The organism is Pseudomonas sp. LBUM1658 (assembly GCF_059716055.1).
Map to the genome: position 1 here is coordinate 975,903 of NZ_CP166798.1, position 15,977 is coordinate 991,879.

General features: G+C 56.4%; 11 protein-coding genes. 4 read left to right on the forward strand and 7 right to left on the reverse strand.

What is annotated here, in order from left to right; translation table 11 throughout:
* Positions 1 to 11 precede the first annotated feature (11 nt).
* Both ACA064_RS04475 and ACA064_RS04480 read right to left on the reverse strand, forming a co-directional pair.
* Positions 12 to 2,540 carry a PepSY domain-containing protein gene (locus tag ACA064_RS04475; RefSeq protein ID WP_497674170.1) on the reverse strand — a complete coding sequence of 843 codons (2,529 nt, stop codon included), beginning with the start codon at positions 2,538 to 2,540 and terminating at the stop codon, positions 12 to 14.
* 153 nt (positions 2,541 to 2,693) lie between these two features.
* Positions 2,694 to 4,943: a TonB-dependent receptor gene (locus ACA064_RS04480; protein ID WP_497672292.1), complete on the reverse strand. Its 2,250-nt coding sequence runs from the start codon at positions 4,941 to 4,943 to the stop codon at positions 2,694 to 2,696.
* Positions 4,944 to 5,148: 205 nt separating this feature from the next.
* Between ACA064_RS04480 and ACA064_RS04485 the strand changes: the two genes are divergently transcribed.
* The 4 genes from ACA064_RS04485 (at position 5,149) to ACA064_RS04500 (ending at position 10,661) form a co-directional block, all read left to right on the forward strand.
* A complete protein-coding gene (locus ACA064_RS04485; protein ID WP_497672293.1) occupies positions 5,149 to 5,829 on the forward strand; it encodes a Fe2+-dependent dioxygenase in 681 nt (226 codons plus the stop codon).
* 57 nt (positions 5,830 to 5,886) lie between these two features.
* The gene (locus ACA064_RS04490) at positions 5,887 to 6,591 is read left to right on the forward strand and encodes a tetratricopeptide repeat protein (protein ID WP_497674171.1); all 705 of its coding nucleotides are present in this window, start codon (positions 5,887 to 5,889) and stop codon (positions 6,589 to 6,591) included.
* A 285-nt stretch (positions 6,592 to 6,876) separates the two neighbouring features.
* Positions 6,877 to 7,839 carry a hypothetical protein gene (locus ACA064_RS04495; RefSeq protein ID WP_497672294.1) on the forward strand — a complete coding sequence of 321 codons (963 nt, stop codon included), beginning with the start codon at positions 6,877 to 6,879 and terminating at the stop codon, positions 7,837 to 7,839.
* Between the two features lie 500 nt (positions 7,840 to 8,339).
* A complete protein-coding gene (locus tag ACA064_RS04500; protein WP_497672295.1) occupies positions 8,340 to 10,661 on the forward strand; it encodes an alpha-xenorhabdolysin family binary toxin subunit A in 2,322 nt (773 codons plus the stop codon).
* 121 nt (positions 10,662 to 10,782) lie between these two features.
* Here the strand turns inward: ACA064_RS04500 and ACA064_RS04505 are convergent, their stop codons facing one another.
* The 5 genes from ACA064_RS04505 to ACA064_RS04525 all read right to left on the reverse strand — a co-directional run bounded on the left by ACA064_RS04505 (position 10,783) and on the right by ACA064_RS04525 (position 15,951).
* Complete coding sequence (locus ACA064_RS04505; RefSeq protein WP_497672296.1) at positions 10,783 to 11,946, reverse strand: type III PLP-dependent enzyme; 1,164 nt, start codon at positions 11,944 to 11,946, stop codon at positions 10,783 to 10,785.
* Positions 11,947 to 12,471: 525 nt separating this feature from the next.
* On the reverse strand, positions 12,472 to 13,629 hold the full coding sequence (locus ACA064_RS04510; protein ID WP_497672297.1) for an osmoprotectant ABC transporter ATP-binding protein OsmV: 1,158 nt from the start codon (positions 13,627 to 13,629) through the stop codon (positions 12,472 to 12,474).
* On the reverse strand, positions 13,626 to 14,279 hold the full coding sequence (locus ACA064_RS04515; protein WP_497672298.1) for an ABC transporter permease: 654 nt from the start codon (positions 14,277 to 14,279) through the stop codon (positions 13,626 to 13,628). Before ACA064_RS04515 ends, ACA064_RS04510 begins: the two co-directional genes overlap by 4 nt.
* Before the next feature lie 17 nt (positions 14,280 to 14,296).
* Positions 14,297 to 15,214 carry a glycine betaine ABC transporter substrate-binding protein gene (locus tag ACA064_RS04520; RefSeq protein ID WP_497672299.1) on the reverse strand — a complete coding sequence of 306 codons (918 nt, stop codon included), beginning with the start codon at positions 15,212 to 15,214 and terminating at the stop codon, positions 14,297 to 14,299.
* 20 nt (positions 15,215 to 15,234) lie between these two features.
* Complete coding sequence (locus ACA064_RS04525; protein WP_497672300.1) at positions 15,235 to 15,951, reverse strand: ABC transporter permease; 717 nt, start codon at positions 15,949 to 15,951, stop codon at positions 15,235 to 15,237.
* Positions 15,952 to 15,977: the final 26 nt, after the last annotated feature.

Consider the following 15,977-nt stretch of genomic DNA (forward strand, 5'->3'; position numbering starts at 1 on the left):
ACATCAACGCTTTAATATACATCCCGCCGATAACGCCCTTGCTCAATCAGCCTCTCAACCTCATCAACACCCAGCACCTCATTCAATACCTGATCCACCCCCGTCGCCATCCCCTGCAAACTCCCGCAGACGTAAATCGCCGCGCCTTCGGCCAACCATTTCTTCAACTCGCCGGATGCTTCACGCAGGCGATCCTGCACGTAGATCTTCTCTGCCTGATCTCGCGAGAATGCCAGGTCCAGGCGCGCCAGATCGCCGCCTATCAGCCATTCCTGCAGTTCGTCCTTGCAGTGGAAGTCGTGCTCGAGGTTGCGCTCACCAAATATCAGCCAGTTGCGTTGCTGGGCGTCGGCGATGCGCGCCTTGAGCAAACTGCGCAGGCCAGCGAGGCCGGTGCCGTTGCCCAGCAGGATCATAGGTACGGGCTCTGCGGGCAGATGGAAACCGCTGTTACGCCGCACCCGCAAACTAATGGCCGAACCCAGTGGCGCATGTTCGGTCAGCCAGCCGGAACCCGTGCCCAGGCTGCCGTCGGCACGTTGTTCCTGACGCACGATCAGCTCCAGCAGGCCGTCGGCGGCGATCGAGGCGATGGAATACTCACGCATGGCTAAAGGTATCAGCGCGTCTACCAACGCTTGCGCGTGCAAGCCCACCAGGTGCGTTCGGTTTTCGGGTAGTTGGCGGCTGGCCAGGGCCTGTTCGAGGGTTTCCTCCAGGCCATTGAACTGCACCTTTGTCTCTGCGCGTATGCCCAGCCCATCGAGGAAATGCTCGATCGCCCACGGACAGTTGCGTGGCAACACTTCTACCAGATCACCGGCCAACCAGCTGCTGGTGTTCGGCGCTGTCAGCCCCAGCAAGTACACACCGGAACCACTGCTGTCAGGGTTGAGCAGCGTGCGCTGGCTCAGCGTCCAGTTGTCGAAACTCGGAGCTTGCCAGGTGTCCACCGGAGCGTGCCCGGTCAGTTGGCCGAGCTGCTGTTGCCAGTGTCGAAGGGCATAGGGGTCGCCGCTATCGACTTCCACCGGAGCGAACAAGGTCTTGCCGCCATGCTCGGCGAGCCAGCTGTGCAAGCGACGGGCAAAGCCGCAGAAGTGCTGATACTGCCGGTCGCCGAGCCCTAATACTGCGTAGTTGAGGCTATCGAGCACTAACGCGCGACCCAGCACCTTGCGCTCGAAGCCCCGGGCGCTGTCCGGCGCTTCGCCGTCGCCGAAGGTGCTGACCACGAACAGTGCATTACTGGAATCACGCAAATCCTGCTCGCTGACATCCGCCAGCGGCTGGACTTTCACCGGTACTCCGGCAGCCTGCAACTGACCGGCAGTCTGCCACGCCAGCTGTTCGGCAAAACCGCTCTGGCTGGCAAAACCGATCAGCCACGCCGGTGCATCGCTGTTGATTTGAACGAGATCTTTGCGGGCATTTTTTACCTGGCGCTTTTTGCGTCGACGATCCAGGTACAGCAACCAGCCAGTGATGAAGAACAGCGGCATGCTCAGCGACGCTAGGGTCACCAGGATCCGCCCGACGATCCCGAAGTAGCTGCCGACATGCAGCGCATAAATGCTGGTCAACAGTTGCGCCTTGAAGCTCTTGTCGGCGTAGCGCTCATGTTTGCTAATGGTGCCGCTGACCGGATCAAGTGTGATCTGGTTCAGTGCACGATCGTGGGCCGAGTTTTTCAGCAGGTAAAAAACCGTGGCGGGTTGCCCGGCCACTGGCGGCATGCGGATGTTGTAGGCGCTCAAGTCCGGGCCGGCGGCGCTGTAGATGCTGCTCCACATTGCCTGATAATCGGCGGTCGGTGCCGGGCCTGTAGGGGCAGGGCCACGTCCGCCTTTGCGCATCTGGCTGTTGGGCGAATCGGATAGCAGTTTGTTCAGGCCTTTGTTGTACCACTCGTAGGACCAGGACAAACCGGTCAACGCCGCCAATAGATAGAACACCAAGCACCAGGTGCCCGTCACCGCGTGCAGGTCCCAATTGAAGCTGCGACCTTTTTTTGCCCAGTCGAAAGTCAGCCAGGCGCGCCAGCTGGCGACCTGACGCGGCCAGCGCAGATAGAGGCCGGACAGGCAAAAGAAAATCAGAATCAGTGTGCAGGCGCCGGTGATTTGCCGACCGGTGTCGCCTATCGCCAGGAAGCGGTGCAACTGCAACATCAGCCCGAAGAAATCCTGGCCCGTTGCATCACCCATGAAGTCGCCGGTGTAGGGGTCGAAGTAGCGCATCTGGCCACGGCGCTCGCCCGGCGGCGGGGTGAAGATTACCCGCGCAGCGTTGCCGCTGTCGGCCTCGACCCAGAGCATCGAGACCTGCTTGCCTTCGCCAGCCTCGACCTTTGCCACCAGCTCGGCAGGCGGCAGCACACCGGCAGCGCGCTTCTCGACTTGCAGCACAGAAGGGTTGAGTGCGCGCAGGATTTCATCCTGAAACGACACCGTGGCACCGGTGATGCCCATCAAGGCCAGGACCAGTCCGGCACTGATGCCGAAAAACCAGTGCAGCTGGAACAGTGTTTTCTTCAACACGTCGACCGCCTTACTCATTCAAAAATAATCGTCACGGCGCGCATTATGCCGTGTGTGGACGTGGGATCGTCGGCCTCTGATCAATCCCTCGGGCAATACGCACAAAAGCCCCACTCATGACCATGAGCAGGGCTTGGCGAACTTGCGCTTCTATCAGAAGTGGAAGCTGGTACTCAGCAATGCGGTACGGCCAGCGGCGACGTGGGCGTAATGATTCTGCAGTATCTGATCGAAGTAGCGCTTGTCGGTCAGGTTTTGTACGTTGAGCTGCAAGTCGATGTTTTTGCTCAGGCGGTAAGTCGCCATCGCGTCGTAGCGCCAGTAGGAAGGGATTTCCACCGAATTGGCGACGTTGCCAAACTGCGAGTCAACAAAGGTGGCACCTGCGCCAACGGTCAACTCAGGCATCAGGTCATAGGTCGACCAGAAGGTGAAGTTGTTCCTCGGGGTGCTTGGCATGTGGTTGCCTTCATCGATTGGCCGGGTGGTCTTCACCACCTCGCTTTCCATGTAGGTGTAGCCGCCGTAGACCCTCCAGTTGTGGGTGATCTTGCCGGCGTAGGTCAGCTCCAAGCCGTTGACCTCTTGCTCACCATCAAGCACTTGAGTGGTGGCGCCATCCGGATCGTCGATCCGTGCATTGGTTTTCTCGGTGCGAAACAGCGCAGCGGTCACCGACAGGTCGTCACCAAAGAAGTCCCACTTGGTGCCGATCTCGTAGTTGCGGTTGCGTTCCGGATCGAGATCGCTATTGGCCGCAGTCAGTTCCAGGCTACCGTTGCCGCTGGTTTCACCGCCCGGATTGCTGGAGGTCGAATACGCGGCATAAACGCTGCCGTTAGGCAGTGGTTTGTAGACCAGACCCACTTGGTAGTTCACCAGATCGCTGGTGTTCTCGCGGGAGAAGTTGCCGGCTGGAGCGCGGGTGGCGAAACCACTGGAGGTGGTCTTGTAGTTGTCATATCGCAGGCCGAGATTCAGCGACCATTGCTCGTCGAACTTCAGCGTGTCGAACACATAGGCCGCGCCGGTCTTGGTGTCGGTATCGGTAAAGGCCAGGCCTTCGGTGATGGTGCCCGACCAACTGTCACCCGGGCTCGGGTTGTTCAGGCTGGTGCAATCGCCACTGGCCAGCAATCGTGGCGAGCAGGTGGTCGAGGTACCGGCGGCAGACGTGACAACGTATGGGCGGTTATGCGTGTCCGAGTAGGAAAACTCAATGCCGGTAACCAGGCTGTGTTCGATAAAACCGGTGTCGAACCTGGCGCTCAGGTCGGTCTGGTTGACCCAGCCGGAGGAAGTCGAATTACGGTTTTTTGTGTTGCGAAGCACCGTGCCATTAGCCACGTTGCCTTTGCTGTCGTCCGGGTTGGTGACGACGTAGTCGAGGGTCGAGCGCGACATGCGGAAGCTGTTGGACAGGGTCAGGTTGTCATTCAGATCGTGCTCGAGCTTGATCGTGCCGCTGTCATTGGTGGACTCGCGATAGTCACGGCTGTTCAGGCCGTAGAAGTTGTCGCGGTCCACGTTCACTGGCTTGTCGACCACATATTTGCTGCGGTTGGGGCTCAGCGTCAGCGGGATGCCGTAGTCCGGCATATCATCGGTTTCCACATGGTAGTAACCGACGGTGAGACGGGTATCGGTGCCCAGGCCGAAGGCGAAGGACGGCGCAACGCCCCAACGGCTGACGTCGACATCGTCGCGACCGGCCACGTTGGCTTCGTGTTTCATCAGGTTCAGGCGAAAGGCCGAGGTATCGGTCATTTGCTGATTCAGGTCCAGCGTGGTGCGCTTGGTCTGGTCGGAACCATAGGTAAAGCCGCCGTTGTACGAGTTGCCCAGCTTGGCGGTCTTGGTCACCAGGTTCAGGCTGCCACCGGTCGAACCGGCACCGGTGAACGCGGAGCCAGGGCCCTTGCTGACCTCAATCGATTCGATGTTGAAGATTTCCCGGCTTTGCGAAGCGGGGTCACGCATACCGTCGATGAACACGTCGCTCTCCGCGTTGAAGCCGCGGATAATCGGGCGGTCACCTGCCGGGTTGCCGCCTTCGCCTGCACCGAAGGTGATGCCCGGAGTGGTGCGCAGCGCGTCGACCAGGCTGGTAGCGCCGGTATCGCGGATAACCTGCTGCGGGATGACGGTGACGCTTTTTGGCGTGTCACGCAGTGGCGCGGTAAATTTCCTGGAGGCAGAGGTGTCGGTCTTGTAGGACGTGTCGTCCTGTTCGCCAACGACGCTGGTGGCATCCAGCGAAATCTCGTTACGCGGTGCTTTTTCGTCGGTACTTTCCGCCGCTTGAGCCATGTGGGCTGCGGAGGTGGCGGTGATGGCCACGCCAATTGCAGACGCGAGTAGACGCGGTGAGCTGACAGGTAACTGTGATGGTTGGCGTGACATGTGAATTCCCCTCCCCAAGGATTTGAGGCCGCGGAATATAGGGTAAACACGTATCGGTATCAATTGCGATACATTGCTATTCGCACTGAATTTACATTCTTTACAATTTACCCTTACGGTTTTTGCTCGCTCATTCGTCTCCGGGTTTTACAAAGACAATAAGAATCAATACCATTGCGCTCCTTTCGCTCTCAGGTGTCGCTCCATGCTGCTGCATATTCCCGGCTTGTTCTCCCGTGAAGAAGTGTTGCGCATCCGTGAGGCCCTGGAGCAGGCGGACTGGGCGGACGGCAAGATCACCGCTGGCTACCAGTCGGCCAAGGCCAAGCACAATTTGCAGTTGCCCCAAGGGCACCCGTTGGCGCAGGAAATCGGCGCGGCAATGCTTGAGCGGCTGTGGAAAAATCCGTTGTTCATGTCGGCGGCCTTACCGCACAAAGTCTTCCCGCCACTGCTCAATTGCTACACCGCCGGTGGCAGTTTCGACTTTCATATCGACAACGCGGTGCGCCAGCCCAATGGCAGCGCCGAACGGGTGCGTACCGACCTGTCGTCCACGCTGTTTTTCAGCGACCCGGACGAATACGCCGGCGGCGAACTGGAAATCCAGGACACCTTTGGCACCCGGCAGGTCAAGTTGCCGGCGGGCGATATGGTGCTTTACCCGGGCACCAGCCTGCACAAGGTCAACCCCGTTACTCGCGGCGCGCGCTACGCTTCGTTCTTCTGGACGCAGAGTCTGGTGCGCGAAGACAGCCAGCGCGCGTTGCTGTTCGAGATGGACGGTGCCATCCAGCAACTGACCCAGGACATGCCCGATCACCCCTCGTTGATCCGCCTCACCGGCACCTATCACAACCTGTTGCGTCGCTGGGTCGAGGTGTAAGTGTCGGACTTCCGTTTGCGTCGCGAGGAAGTCCTCGATGGCGACCGGCTCAAGGCCATGCTCGAAGAAAGCCCGGCTCGCGCGGCCCAGGCTATTTTGATTGCGGCGAAAGAAGGCGTCCTCGATGCCCAGGCCTTGCTCGGGCAGATTCTTCTCGATGGGCAGGGCATCGCCCAGGATCAGGCACTGGCCCTGCGCTGGTTCGAGATCGCAGCCAATGGCGGCCACCTGATGGCGCACAACATGCTTGGTCGTTGTCACGAGCATGGTTGGGGTTGCACAGCCAATGCGGTTATCGCGGCGTCGCATTACCGACAGGCTGCTGAAGCAGGGCTGGATTGGGGTTTGTATAACTACGCCAATCTGCTCGCCACCGGTCGTGGTGTGGTCGAGGATCAGCCGCAAGCGCTGGCCTGCTATCGGCGTGCCGCCGAACTCGGGCATGCGAAGTCGATGAATCTTTTGGGGCGTTATCTGGAAGAAGGACAGTTTTGTCCGGCCGATCCGGTTGCGGCAGTTGAGTGGTATCGGCGTTCGGCTGAGGGTGGGGATTTTCGTGGGCAATTCAGTTACGGCGCTGTGCTTGTCGAAAACGGCCGACTCGCCGAGGGATTTGAGTGGTTGCACGCGGCGCTGGCGGGAGGTAATCGGAACTTCCTCCATATCTCTGGCTTGTGGTTGTCCAGGGCGAACGATCCCCAGTTGCAATCCCTCGCGCATGCCTATCTTGAGCGAGCGGTGCAGCTAGATAAACAGGCGTGACGCTGAGTATATAGAGTCATCCGGGGCGCCGGTTGTTTTGTGGATTGGATCAATCGGCAATTAATTCAATTGACCACGCTAGTGGTCATCAGTTTGTTGTATGTGCTGTCGCCATGGATCGAAATTTCTTGCATTGATCAAACTCGGGAAGAAGTTGGCGATTCGAATTGTGCGCAACTACTCTGCAGTTACTACGATTTCAAGTTGTTTGTTATATCGACGGGTTACCAAGTTAAGCTGAGCTTGTCTGGTAAGGTTGATAGTTGAGTAGTTGAGGAGTCATGGATGACTGAAATAGCTGTCTGGGAGGATACATTAAAAAGCGTTACGTCCAATGAACTGGCAAAGCTGGCCGCACAAGTGCCGAAAGAGTTGACCGAAGTTTCAGTTGGCAAATCGGGTGATGTCATCCGGGATGCTGGCCTGCTGTTGACCATGCATCAGATCGTCGATCTGAAAATATATGTAAGCTCGGCGTTAAGCTTGCCCCACGATCTGGCAACTGTGAGAAAGTATTTGCGGTTTGGTGATGCCGAAGGCGGTGGCCGCGGGTTGAGGGACACTGATTTTGAAAGAACATTCACACTGATTCGCAAGCATGCGGGCAAGTGGTTGCCTCTCTACGAGAATATTCAACTGACCGCCACCGATCTTAATTCGTTCGCTAAAGCCATGGTGATGATCAGCGGCATGATGGAGGGAATGGCGCTGCGGGTCAAAGCCATGAAGTTGTTGGAGCAACACCATGTCGATACCCCGCGAGAGCTGGAAAGACTGAAGCTGGAACTCGGTGGTTGGTTGCCCAGTCTCGCACTGGAAGCCAATACACTGGATGAATTAAAATATTATGTGGGAGTGATTTCCCAGCAAATTAGTAGGCACCGGGAGCGTGTCGTAATGATCAAGGGCGCCCTGGATTCATTCTCCGATAAGTTGGCGCGAGTGGTCATCCCGGAAATTGAGTTAAGAGTTGGCCTTATCGATACGAGCGACTTGCCTGGCGTCATCCAGGAAATCAAGGCTGGCATCGATAACCGTCAAGCGCTCATTGAAACCAGGCAGCGAGACTACAAGCCGCCGTCGACAGGGCCATCAACTCGGCAGCACTGTGGGTTTTTGGCCTGGGTGTGGCGATCTATCGTAGCGTGGAAGTTGGAAAAATACGCAAGGAACTGTACGAGTTCAGCCGGCAACAAAAGAAAGCGATTGAAATACTGGCCGCCAAAAACAAGACATTGGCTTCGTTGAGTTGTGTCAGGCATGACCTGGTTGCCCTCAGATTGGTATCAATCGATGCTGAGGCAGCGACTCGCAACGTGCAATACGTTTGGAATGTGTTGCATCGTTATATCAATCACTCCGCTGAAGAAGTTGGCCGTATAACGGACGCGCTGAGTCTCCGAAGGTTTATGACGCATTTCAGGCTGGTCGTAGCTTCGTGGGAAACTATTGGTGTCGATTCGGATGCGCTGATCAAAGTATTCAGGGATGCCCAGTGTGAATACATGCGCAAGTATTACAATCTGGATAAATGGCTGTTGAAATGATATTTGTGGTTGCTTGTTGTAAGTTCATGGTTTGTATGTTGTTTTAAATGTCTGAAGCTTTTTGAATGTATTGCCGCTCTGTGATGTTTTGACGGGTCGAGTGGCACTTGTTATGCTTTTAATGTAGCTGATAGTTTTAATGTTGAGTGCTGTAGTGTGTGGATATGATGTTGTTTAATTTTAATTATTAAGGGAATAATAATGTCTAAACAGGCTGTATGGGATGAAAAGCTGTCGGGTGCGACAATAGATGATGTTATTTTGCTCGCCTCGCAAGCCCCAAAGGTACTGACCGACGTGTCGGTCGCCGACTCCGACGAAGTGACCCGTGACACGGGGTTGCTATTGACCAAAAAGGAACTGATTGACCTGCGTAAATATGAAGCCGCCGGGCTGGCGCTGCCCACGGCAGAACAGGATGTTCGCCATTATCTGGGCTTTGGCGATGAAGAGGGGGGCGGTAAAGGCCTGCAAGTTCCGGACTTTGTAAGGACCTTCAATACCGTATCTGCCCATGCAAAGCGCTGGGCACCACTTCGCGAGGACATCATGCTGACCGGTACTGATCTCCATGCCTTCGCGGCGGACATGCAGGTTTATCTTGCGACGATGGAAGAAATCAGGGAAGAAGCCAGAGGAATGAAGTTGCTGGATGATCGCAATGTCACAACCCTCGAACAGTTGAATGAATTGAAGTTAGAACTGGGTGGCCGGTTTCCTGGCATCGAACTCGAATCCGCAGCGGTCGTTGATGTTAAATATTTTCTCGGCGAAATTTTAAAAAAGATCGAAACTAATCGAAGTCGTGTCGCCGGCATCAAAAAGAGCCTTGATAGTTTTTCCAGAGAGCTCAGCGAGAAAGTGATTCCGGAAATCCAGCTCAGGGCGGGATTGATTGATGTTAATTCGTTGCCAGATTTGGTCAAACAATTGCAAGCGAGTATCAATAAGCGTGCAGAAGAACTCGAGTTAAAAAACAAGCAGTACAAGGACACGGTTCGTAAAGCGATAGAGTCGGCAGTAAGTATGCAGGTTGCCGGCCTGGTCATGGCAATCTATCAGGGGGTCGAAGCAGAAAATATCCGCAAACAACGGGATGCTCTTAATGCAGAGCAAGAAGCCGAAATCCAGAAACTCGCCGCAAAAAACCAAACGCTGGCGTCATTGAGCCGCATCAGGAATGACTTGAGCGCGCTCGTGATTCTCTCCGTCGATGCTGAAGTGGCTACAAAGAACTTGCAGTTTGTCTGGAATACCTTGCAGCGCTACGTCAACAATTCTTCCGATGAGGCGAAAAATATTACCGATACATTGAGCCTGCGCCGATTCATGACGCACTTCAGGCTGGTGGCCGAGCCGTGGAAGAAAATCCTTGTTGACTCGAACGCGTTGAACAAAGTGTTCAAGGACGCCGATGAAGAATACCTAAGTGATTACAAAAATAAGACCAGCGGACAGGGATCGCCTGTGAGCAACTTTAGGATGAGAGCGATGAGTAACATTAAAGTGATGGGTTTGAGCGGGAAGCAGGATTATCCATCCGTTAATCTCGGCGAAATGGCCAACAGTCATAAAGACATGAAGCAACTATTGAATCAAGCGCGAGTGATTCACGTACGCACCGAATATTTGCCTGATGTCAATCAGCGGATTATCGATATGGTCAACGGTGTCAGTGACTGCGCGGCGGAGCTTCAGCGTACGGCAGCGGAGGTAAAAGACCAACTGCAACTCGCTGTGAAGAAACTCAATATGTTCGAAGCTGAGCTGGCTGAGGCAATCAGTGACGGGGAGGGCGCGGATGTTATCGAAGAAATCAAGAATGAGTGCGCACAAGTGCTGGCGAATGGCACTGCCCTCTCGAGCAAAGGTGCCGGGGACCTGAGCAAGTTGCTGGTCAAGGTTGAAACAGGTATCGACCGAAATGTGATGAAAGGTCATACCCGCGATGCGGAGCAGGAAAAAGAGACTGCGCTCGCTCAACAGGTGTCGCTGGAAAAGGCACTGTTGGCTAGCGAAAACGAGCTCGAAGTGCTGACGAAGGGTATTGAATCGCTCAGTAACCAAGGCCCCGAAAAAATCGGCGACGACACTCCCCTTGATCTGGGGAAGTTAAAGGAAATCGGCGTCTCCTCACCTGAACTGATGCTGGTAAAAATGGCCCTTGACCAATTAAAGGCAACGATCGAGGAACTCGGTCGAGAATGGCGCTTCTATGACTTGATTCGAGCGCGCGATGTGGCATTTGCCAAGGTGCAGAATGCCGTAAAAGAAGTGAGCGCCAACGAACAGCGCATCAAGTTGTTAGATGATAAGGCAAAGTTCATTGAGGCCGTTGAGTCGCTGGATGACCAGCGCCAGCGTTTTGTCCCTGAATTGCGCAACGCAATCAGCGGTTTCGTGCAGTTTCCGGCCCGGGTCAAGGTTCTCACACAAAATAATCAGGAAGCGGGCTCTGGTGCGTTTACCAAAGAGGTAAATACATTCAACGCCTTCATCACACCGTTATCGCTGCCCCGCTGAAATTTGCACGAGTATCCGGTAGCGCTTACGGCGGTCTCTGTCTGACTCACAGGCCAGGGCCAACCTAAAAAAAAGGTCCATGACAACGTCATGGACCTTTGCGTTTTCAGAGACTAGCGTTTTACAGGTAGAACGACTTCAGCGGCGGGAAGCCATTGAACTCGACAGCGCTGTAACTGGTGGTATAGGCACCAGTGGACAGCCAGTACAGGCGATCACCGATGGCCAGGTTCAACGGCAGGCCGTACTTGTAGTTCTCGTACATGATGTCGGCGCTGTCGCAGGTTGGACCGGCGATGACCACTTCTTCCATCTCGCCTTTCTTCTCGGTCCAGATCGGGAACTTGATGGCTTCGTCCATGGTTTCGATCAGGCCGGAGAATTTGCCCACATCGGTGTAGACCCAACGCTCGACGGCGGTGCGCGACTTACGTGCGACCAGTACCACTTCGCTGACCAGGATGCCGGCGTTGGCGATCAACGAGCGGCCTGGCTCCAGGATGATTTCCGGCAGGTCATCACCGAAGTCTTCCTTGAGGAAACGGATGATTTCTTCAGCGTAGGTTTCCAGGCTGTTGGTACGGGTGATGTAGTTGGCCGGGAAGCCACCGCCCATGTTGATCAGTTTCAACTCGATGCCGTCTTCTTCCTTCAGGCGTTCGAAGATCACTTTGACCTTGGCGATCGCCGCGTCCCAGACGCTGATGTCGCGCTGTTGCGAGCCGACGTGGAAGGAGATGCCGTAAGGCACCAGGCCCAGGTCGCGAGCGAGGATCAGCAGGTCCATGGCCATGTCGGTCTGGCAGCCGAACTTGCGCGACAATGGCCAGTCAGCCGTGGTCGAGCCTTCGGTGAGGATCCGTACATAGACTTTCGAACCTGGCGCGGCCTTGGCGATGTTGCGCAGGTCGGCTTCAGAGTCGGTGGAGTACAGACGCACGCCCTTCTCGTAGAAGTAGCGGATGTCCTTGGATTTCTTGATGGTGTTGCCGTAGCTGATGCGATCAGCGCTGACGCCCTGGTTCAGCACTTTATCCAGCTCGTAGATCGAAGCGATGTCGAAGTTCGAGCCCTTGTCACGCAGCAGGTCGATGATTTCAACGGCCGGGTTGGCCTTGACCGCGTAATAAACCTTGGCGAAGTCGAAGCCGGCACGCAGGTCATCGTAGGCCTTGCTGATCATCGCGGTGTCGATGACCACGAATGGAGTTTCTTGCTTGTCGGCGAAGGCCTTCATTTTATCGAAGGTTTCGCGTGCGTAATAATCTTCGACCTTGATCGACATGCTGGGAACTCCTACTGGCAAACTGAAATTAACAATGGGTGCAAATGAACGTCCTCCGTATCCCCACTTTGGTTCGCCTACTTCCCAAGGCATGTCGCCGAAAGCAAAAAGGTCATCCGTGCAGTGCGCTACGGGTGACCTTGCTGTCTCGTCGTCAGTACTTGAGCCGGATGGATCGTTTCCAGCATGGACGTTCGGCGCGAACTTTAGGACGTGAGAGGCTTGAGATCAACAAAAAATGTCGCGTTTTTACACGCGTCCGTCGTGTGGTCGGGGTCAGTCACCGGATCAGTCACTTATGTAACGGACCCAGATGACAGGCTGATGTTCCCCGATGGAGGATTTTCGATGGGATTTTGTGGCGAGGGGGCTTGCCCCCGTTGGGGCGCGTAGCGGCCCTAAAAACTGCAAAAGCGTTGTATCAGGCACACCGCATTCACCGATTTTACGACTGCTTCGCAGCCGAACGGGGGCAAGCCCCCTCGCCACAGGGGGACAAGGCTGCTTGCTTGATTGAGGTCCTGATCAGGCCGCCGCAGTTTCTGCCGGCGAAACAATACTGGTCTTGCCACCGCGCGAACGGCCGGAGCTTAGGTACTCGGCAATCGATTCCTGGGTCACCTCGCCGAGGAACACCCGCTCGGCATCCATCACGGGCAACCACGAACGGTTGAACTCGTACATTCGCGACAGCAGGATGCGCAAATGTTCGTCGAACGCCGCGGTGGCATTGAATTCACGCAGGTATTGCGCGCAAGTGCCGGTCTGGCGGTGCAGGTCGCGGCGGCGCACGTAGCCCATGGCCTTGTTCTCGGCGCAGGTGACCACCACGTAGCGACGGTCCAGTTCGTCCATCAACTCCAGGGCTTCGGCTACCGGAGTTTCCGGGCTGACCGATGGCGCGTTGTCCGCCGCGTCTTCGGCTTTGACCAGCAGCAGACGCTTGAGGGTGCTGTCCTGGCCGACGAAGTTGCTGACGAAATCATCCGCTGGATGCGCCAACAAGGTATCCGGGTGATCGAACTGAATCAGCTTGCCGCCACGGAAGATTGCAATCTTGTCGCCGAGTTTGATCGCTTCGTCGATGTCGTGGCTGACCATGATCACGGTCTTGCCCAGCGCTCGCTGCATTTCGAAGAACTCGTTCTGGATCATTTCGCGGTTGATCGGGTCGACCGCGCCGAACGGTTCATCCATCAACAACAGCGGAGCATCGGCCGCCAGGGCACGAATCACACCGATCCGCTGTTGCTGGCCACCGGACAATTCACGGGGATAGCGGTTCAGGTACTGCTTGGGTTCGAGCTTGATCATGCTCATCAGTTCGCGGGCGCGGTCGTGGCATTTCTGCTTGTCCCAACCGAGCAGACGCGGAACGATGGTGATGTTTTCCTCGATGGTCATGTTCGGGAACAGACCGATCTGCTGGATCACATAGCCGATGTTACGGCGCAGCGTCACGGCATCGAGGTCGGTGGTGTCTTCGCCGTTGATCAGGATTTTGCCCGAGGTCGGCTTGATCAGACGGTTGATCATCTTCAACGTGGTGCTTTTGCCGCACCCCGAAGGCCCGAGGAATACGCAGATCTCGCCTTCATTGACGATCAGGTTCACCGAGTCCACGGCTTTCACGTCTTTGCCGTTGCTTTGGAAGGTCTTGCTGAGGTTTTGAAGTTCGATCATTTCAGGAGTCCTGTTGGAGTCAGCGTGCGTTGCAGCCATTGCAGAAGCAGGTCGGCGAAGATGGCCAGGAGACTGACCAGCACGGCGCCGACGATCAGCATCGACATATCGCTGCGGCTGATTGACGCGAGAATAAGTACACCGAGGCCACCGGCGCCGATGGTCGCGGCGATGGTCATGACACCAATATTCATCACCACGGCGGTGCGCACCCCGGCGAGGATCACCGGTACGGCAATCGGCAGTTCGACCATGCGCAGGCGCTGACCGAAGGTCATGCCAATGCCGCGGGCGGCTTCACGAATGCCCGGGTCGACGCCGGTCAGGGCGAGGTAGGTGTTGCGCATGATCGGCAGCAGTGAGTAGAGAAACACCGCGGTGATCGCTGGCATCGGCCCCAGGCCCTGGCCGAATTTCGAGTAGAACGGCAACAGCAGGCCAAACAGCGCGATCGACGGAACGGTCAGCAGCACTGTGGCACTGGCTTGCAACGGACCGGCGAGGGTTGGGAAGCGTGTCATCAGGATGCCCAGAGGCACGCCAACGACAATCGCCAGGGTCACGGCGATCCCGACCAGGGTGATGTGTTGCCAGGTCAGCTGCAGGACCAGCGGCCAGTCCAGATGGGAAAAGGCGTTCAGAAATTCCATGTCTTTTCTTCCTCCGGCTACTTATTAGAAAGCAAGGGATGCTGGCGCAGGAAATCTGCGGCAACGGATGAAGGGCTTTCGTGATCGACATCGACCCGCGCGTTGAGCTCGCGCATGGTTACGTCGTCGAACAGTTCGGCCAGCGGCTTGAGTTCTTCCGCGAGTTTCGGGTGGGCGTCGAGATAGACCTGGCGCACCACGGGAGCTGCGGTGTAGTCCGGGAAGTAATGCTTGTCGTCTTCCAGCAGTTTGAGCTTGAAGGCGTTCAGTCGGCCGTCAGTGGTGTAGACCAGACCGGCGAACACCTGACCATTGCGCAGAGCGGTGTAGACCAGCCCGGCATCCATCTGGCGGATGTTTTTACGGGTCAGGTTCATGCCGTAAAGCTTCACCATGCCGTCCAGACCGTCGGAACGGTTGGCGAACTCGGTGTCCAGGGCCATCAGGTGATTGGTCTTCGCCTCAGCCTGCAGCACTGTGTTCAGCTCGCTGATGGTGTTGATCTGCGGGTAAGCCTTCGCGGTTTTTTCCGGCAGCGCCAGGGCGTAGGTATTGCTGAATTTCGACGGAGTGAGCCAGATCAGGCCTTTTTGCGCGTCGAGTTCTTTCACCCGAGCGTAGGACTGAGCGCTGTCGAGTTTGTCCGTGACGTGGTTGTAAGCCACCAGCGAAACACCGGTGTATTCCCACATCAGATCAAGCTGACCACTTTCGTGAGCGCCACGGGCCAGGTTGCTACCCAGACCACCGGTAATCTGGGCGTCATAACCCTTGGTGCGCAAGTATTGGGAAGTGATTTCCGCCAGCAGGGTTTGCTCGGTGAAAACCCGAGCGCCGATGCGGATCACCGGTTTTTCGGCGGCTTGGGCGATTCCTGCGAACAGCAGGATGCAGCCTAGTATCAAGCCCATTGTCTTTATAAAAGCAGTCTTCATGTAAATTCCTTTGCTCAGGCTTAAGACGGGCGCAGACCGCGTTCGAGCCAGAGGCGGCTGGCGAGTGTCACCAGGCCGTCGAGCAGCAGTGCCAGCAGGGCGGTGCAAGCCGCGCCGAGCAGTAGTTGCGGCTGATTGTTCAGGGCAATGCCAGGGAAAATCAGGCTGCCCAGACTGTTGGCGCCGATCAGGAACGCCAGTGGCGCGGTACCGACATTGATCGCCAGCGCCACACGTACGCCACCGATGATGATCGGCACGGCGTTGGGCAGTTCGACCCGCCAGAGCACTTGGCCCGGGGTCATGCCGATGCCGACGGCGGCTTCCTTGAGTGAAGCTTGTACGTTTTTCAGTCCTTCATAAGTGTTGCGCACGATGGGCAACAGCGAGGCGAGGAACAGGGCGAAGATCGCCGGTCCGCTGCCAATCCCGAGAATCCCCAGGGCAATGGCCAGTACGGCGAGAGGTGGGACGGTGTTGCCGATGTTGAAGATCTGCATGAAGCGTTCAGCACGAGTGACCATATTCGGTCGGCTGAGCAAAATACCGGCGGGAATGCCTACAACGAGGGCAGCCAGCATGGAGACAAGGACTAGAATCAGATGAGCTTGCAGATAAAACAATAAATCGTCGCGGTAATGTTCAATCGTATTGATGCCGATCCAGTGGACCAGCAGGGCCAGGAGGGCGAAAACAACCGCGCACCCCAACAACCCTTTGCCATAGCGAATAGCCACAGGCGGACTCCTTTATTTCAGTCGGC

Excerpts from the sequence above, each read along its gene's own strand:
- ACA064_RS04510 (WP_497672297.1), bottom strand. The coding sequence starts at position 13,629 with ATGATCGAACTTCAAAACCTCAGCAAGACCTTCCAAAGCAACGGCAAA.
- ACA064_RS04490 (WP_497674171.1), top strand. The coding sequence starts at position 5,887 with ATGCTCGAAGAAAGCCCGGCTCGCGCGGCCCAGGCTATTTTGATTGCG.
- ACA064_RS04520 (WP_497672299.1), bottom strand. The coding sequence starts at position 15,214 with ATGAAGACTGCTTTTATAAAGACAATGGGCTTGATACTAGGCTGCATC.
- ACA064_RS04480 (WP_497672292.1), bottom strand. The coding sequence starts at position 4,943 with ATGTCACGCCAACCATCACAGTTACCTGTCAGCTCACCGCGTCTACTC.
- ACA064_RS04515 (WP_497672298.1), bottom strand. The coding sequence starts at position 14,279 with ATGGAATTTCTGAACGCCTTTTCCCATCTGGACTGGCCGCTGGTCCTG.
- ACA064_RS04500 (WP_497672295.1), top strand. The coding sequence starts at position 8,340 with ATGTCTAAACAGGCTGTATGGGATGAAAAGCTGTCGGGTGCGACAATA.
- ACA064_RS04505 (WP_497672296.1), bottom strand. The coding sequence starts at position 11,946 with ATGTCGATCAAGGTCGAAGATTATTACGCACGCGAAACCTTCGATAAA.
- ACA064_RS04495 (WP_497672294.1), top strand. The coding sequence starts at position 6,877 with ATGACTGAAATAGCTGTCTGGGAGGATACATTAAAAAGCGTTACGTCC.
- ACA064_RS04485 (WP_497672293.1), top strand. The coding sequence starts at position 5,149 with ATGCTGCTGCATATTCCCGGCTTGTTCTCCCGTGAAGAAGTGTTGCGC.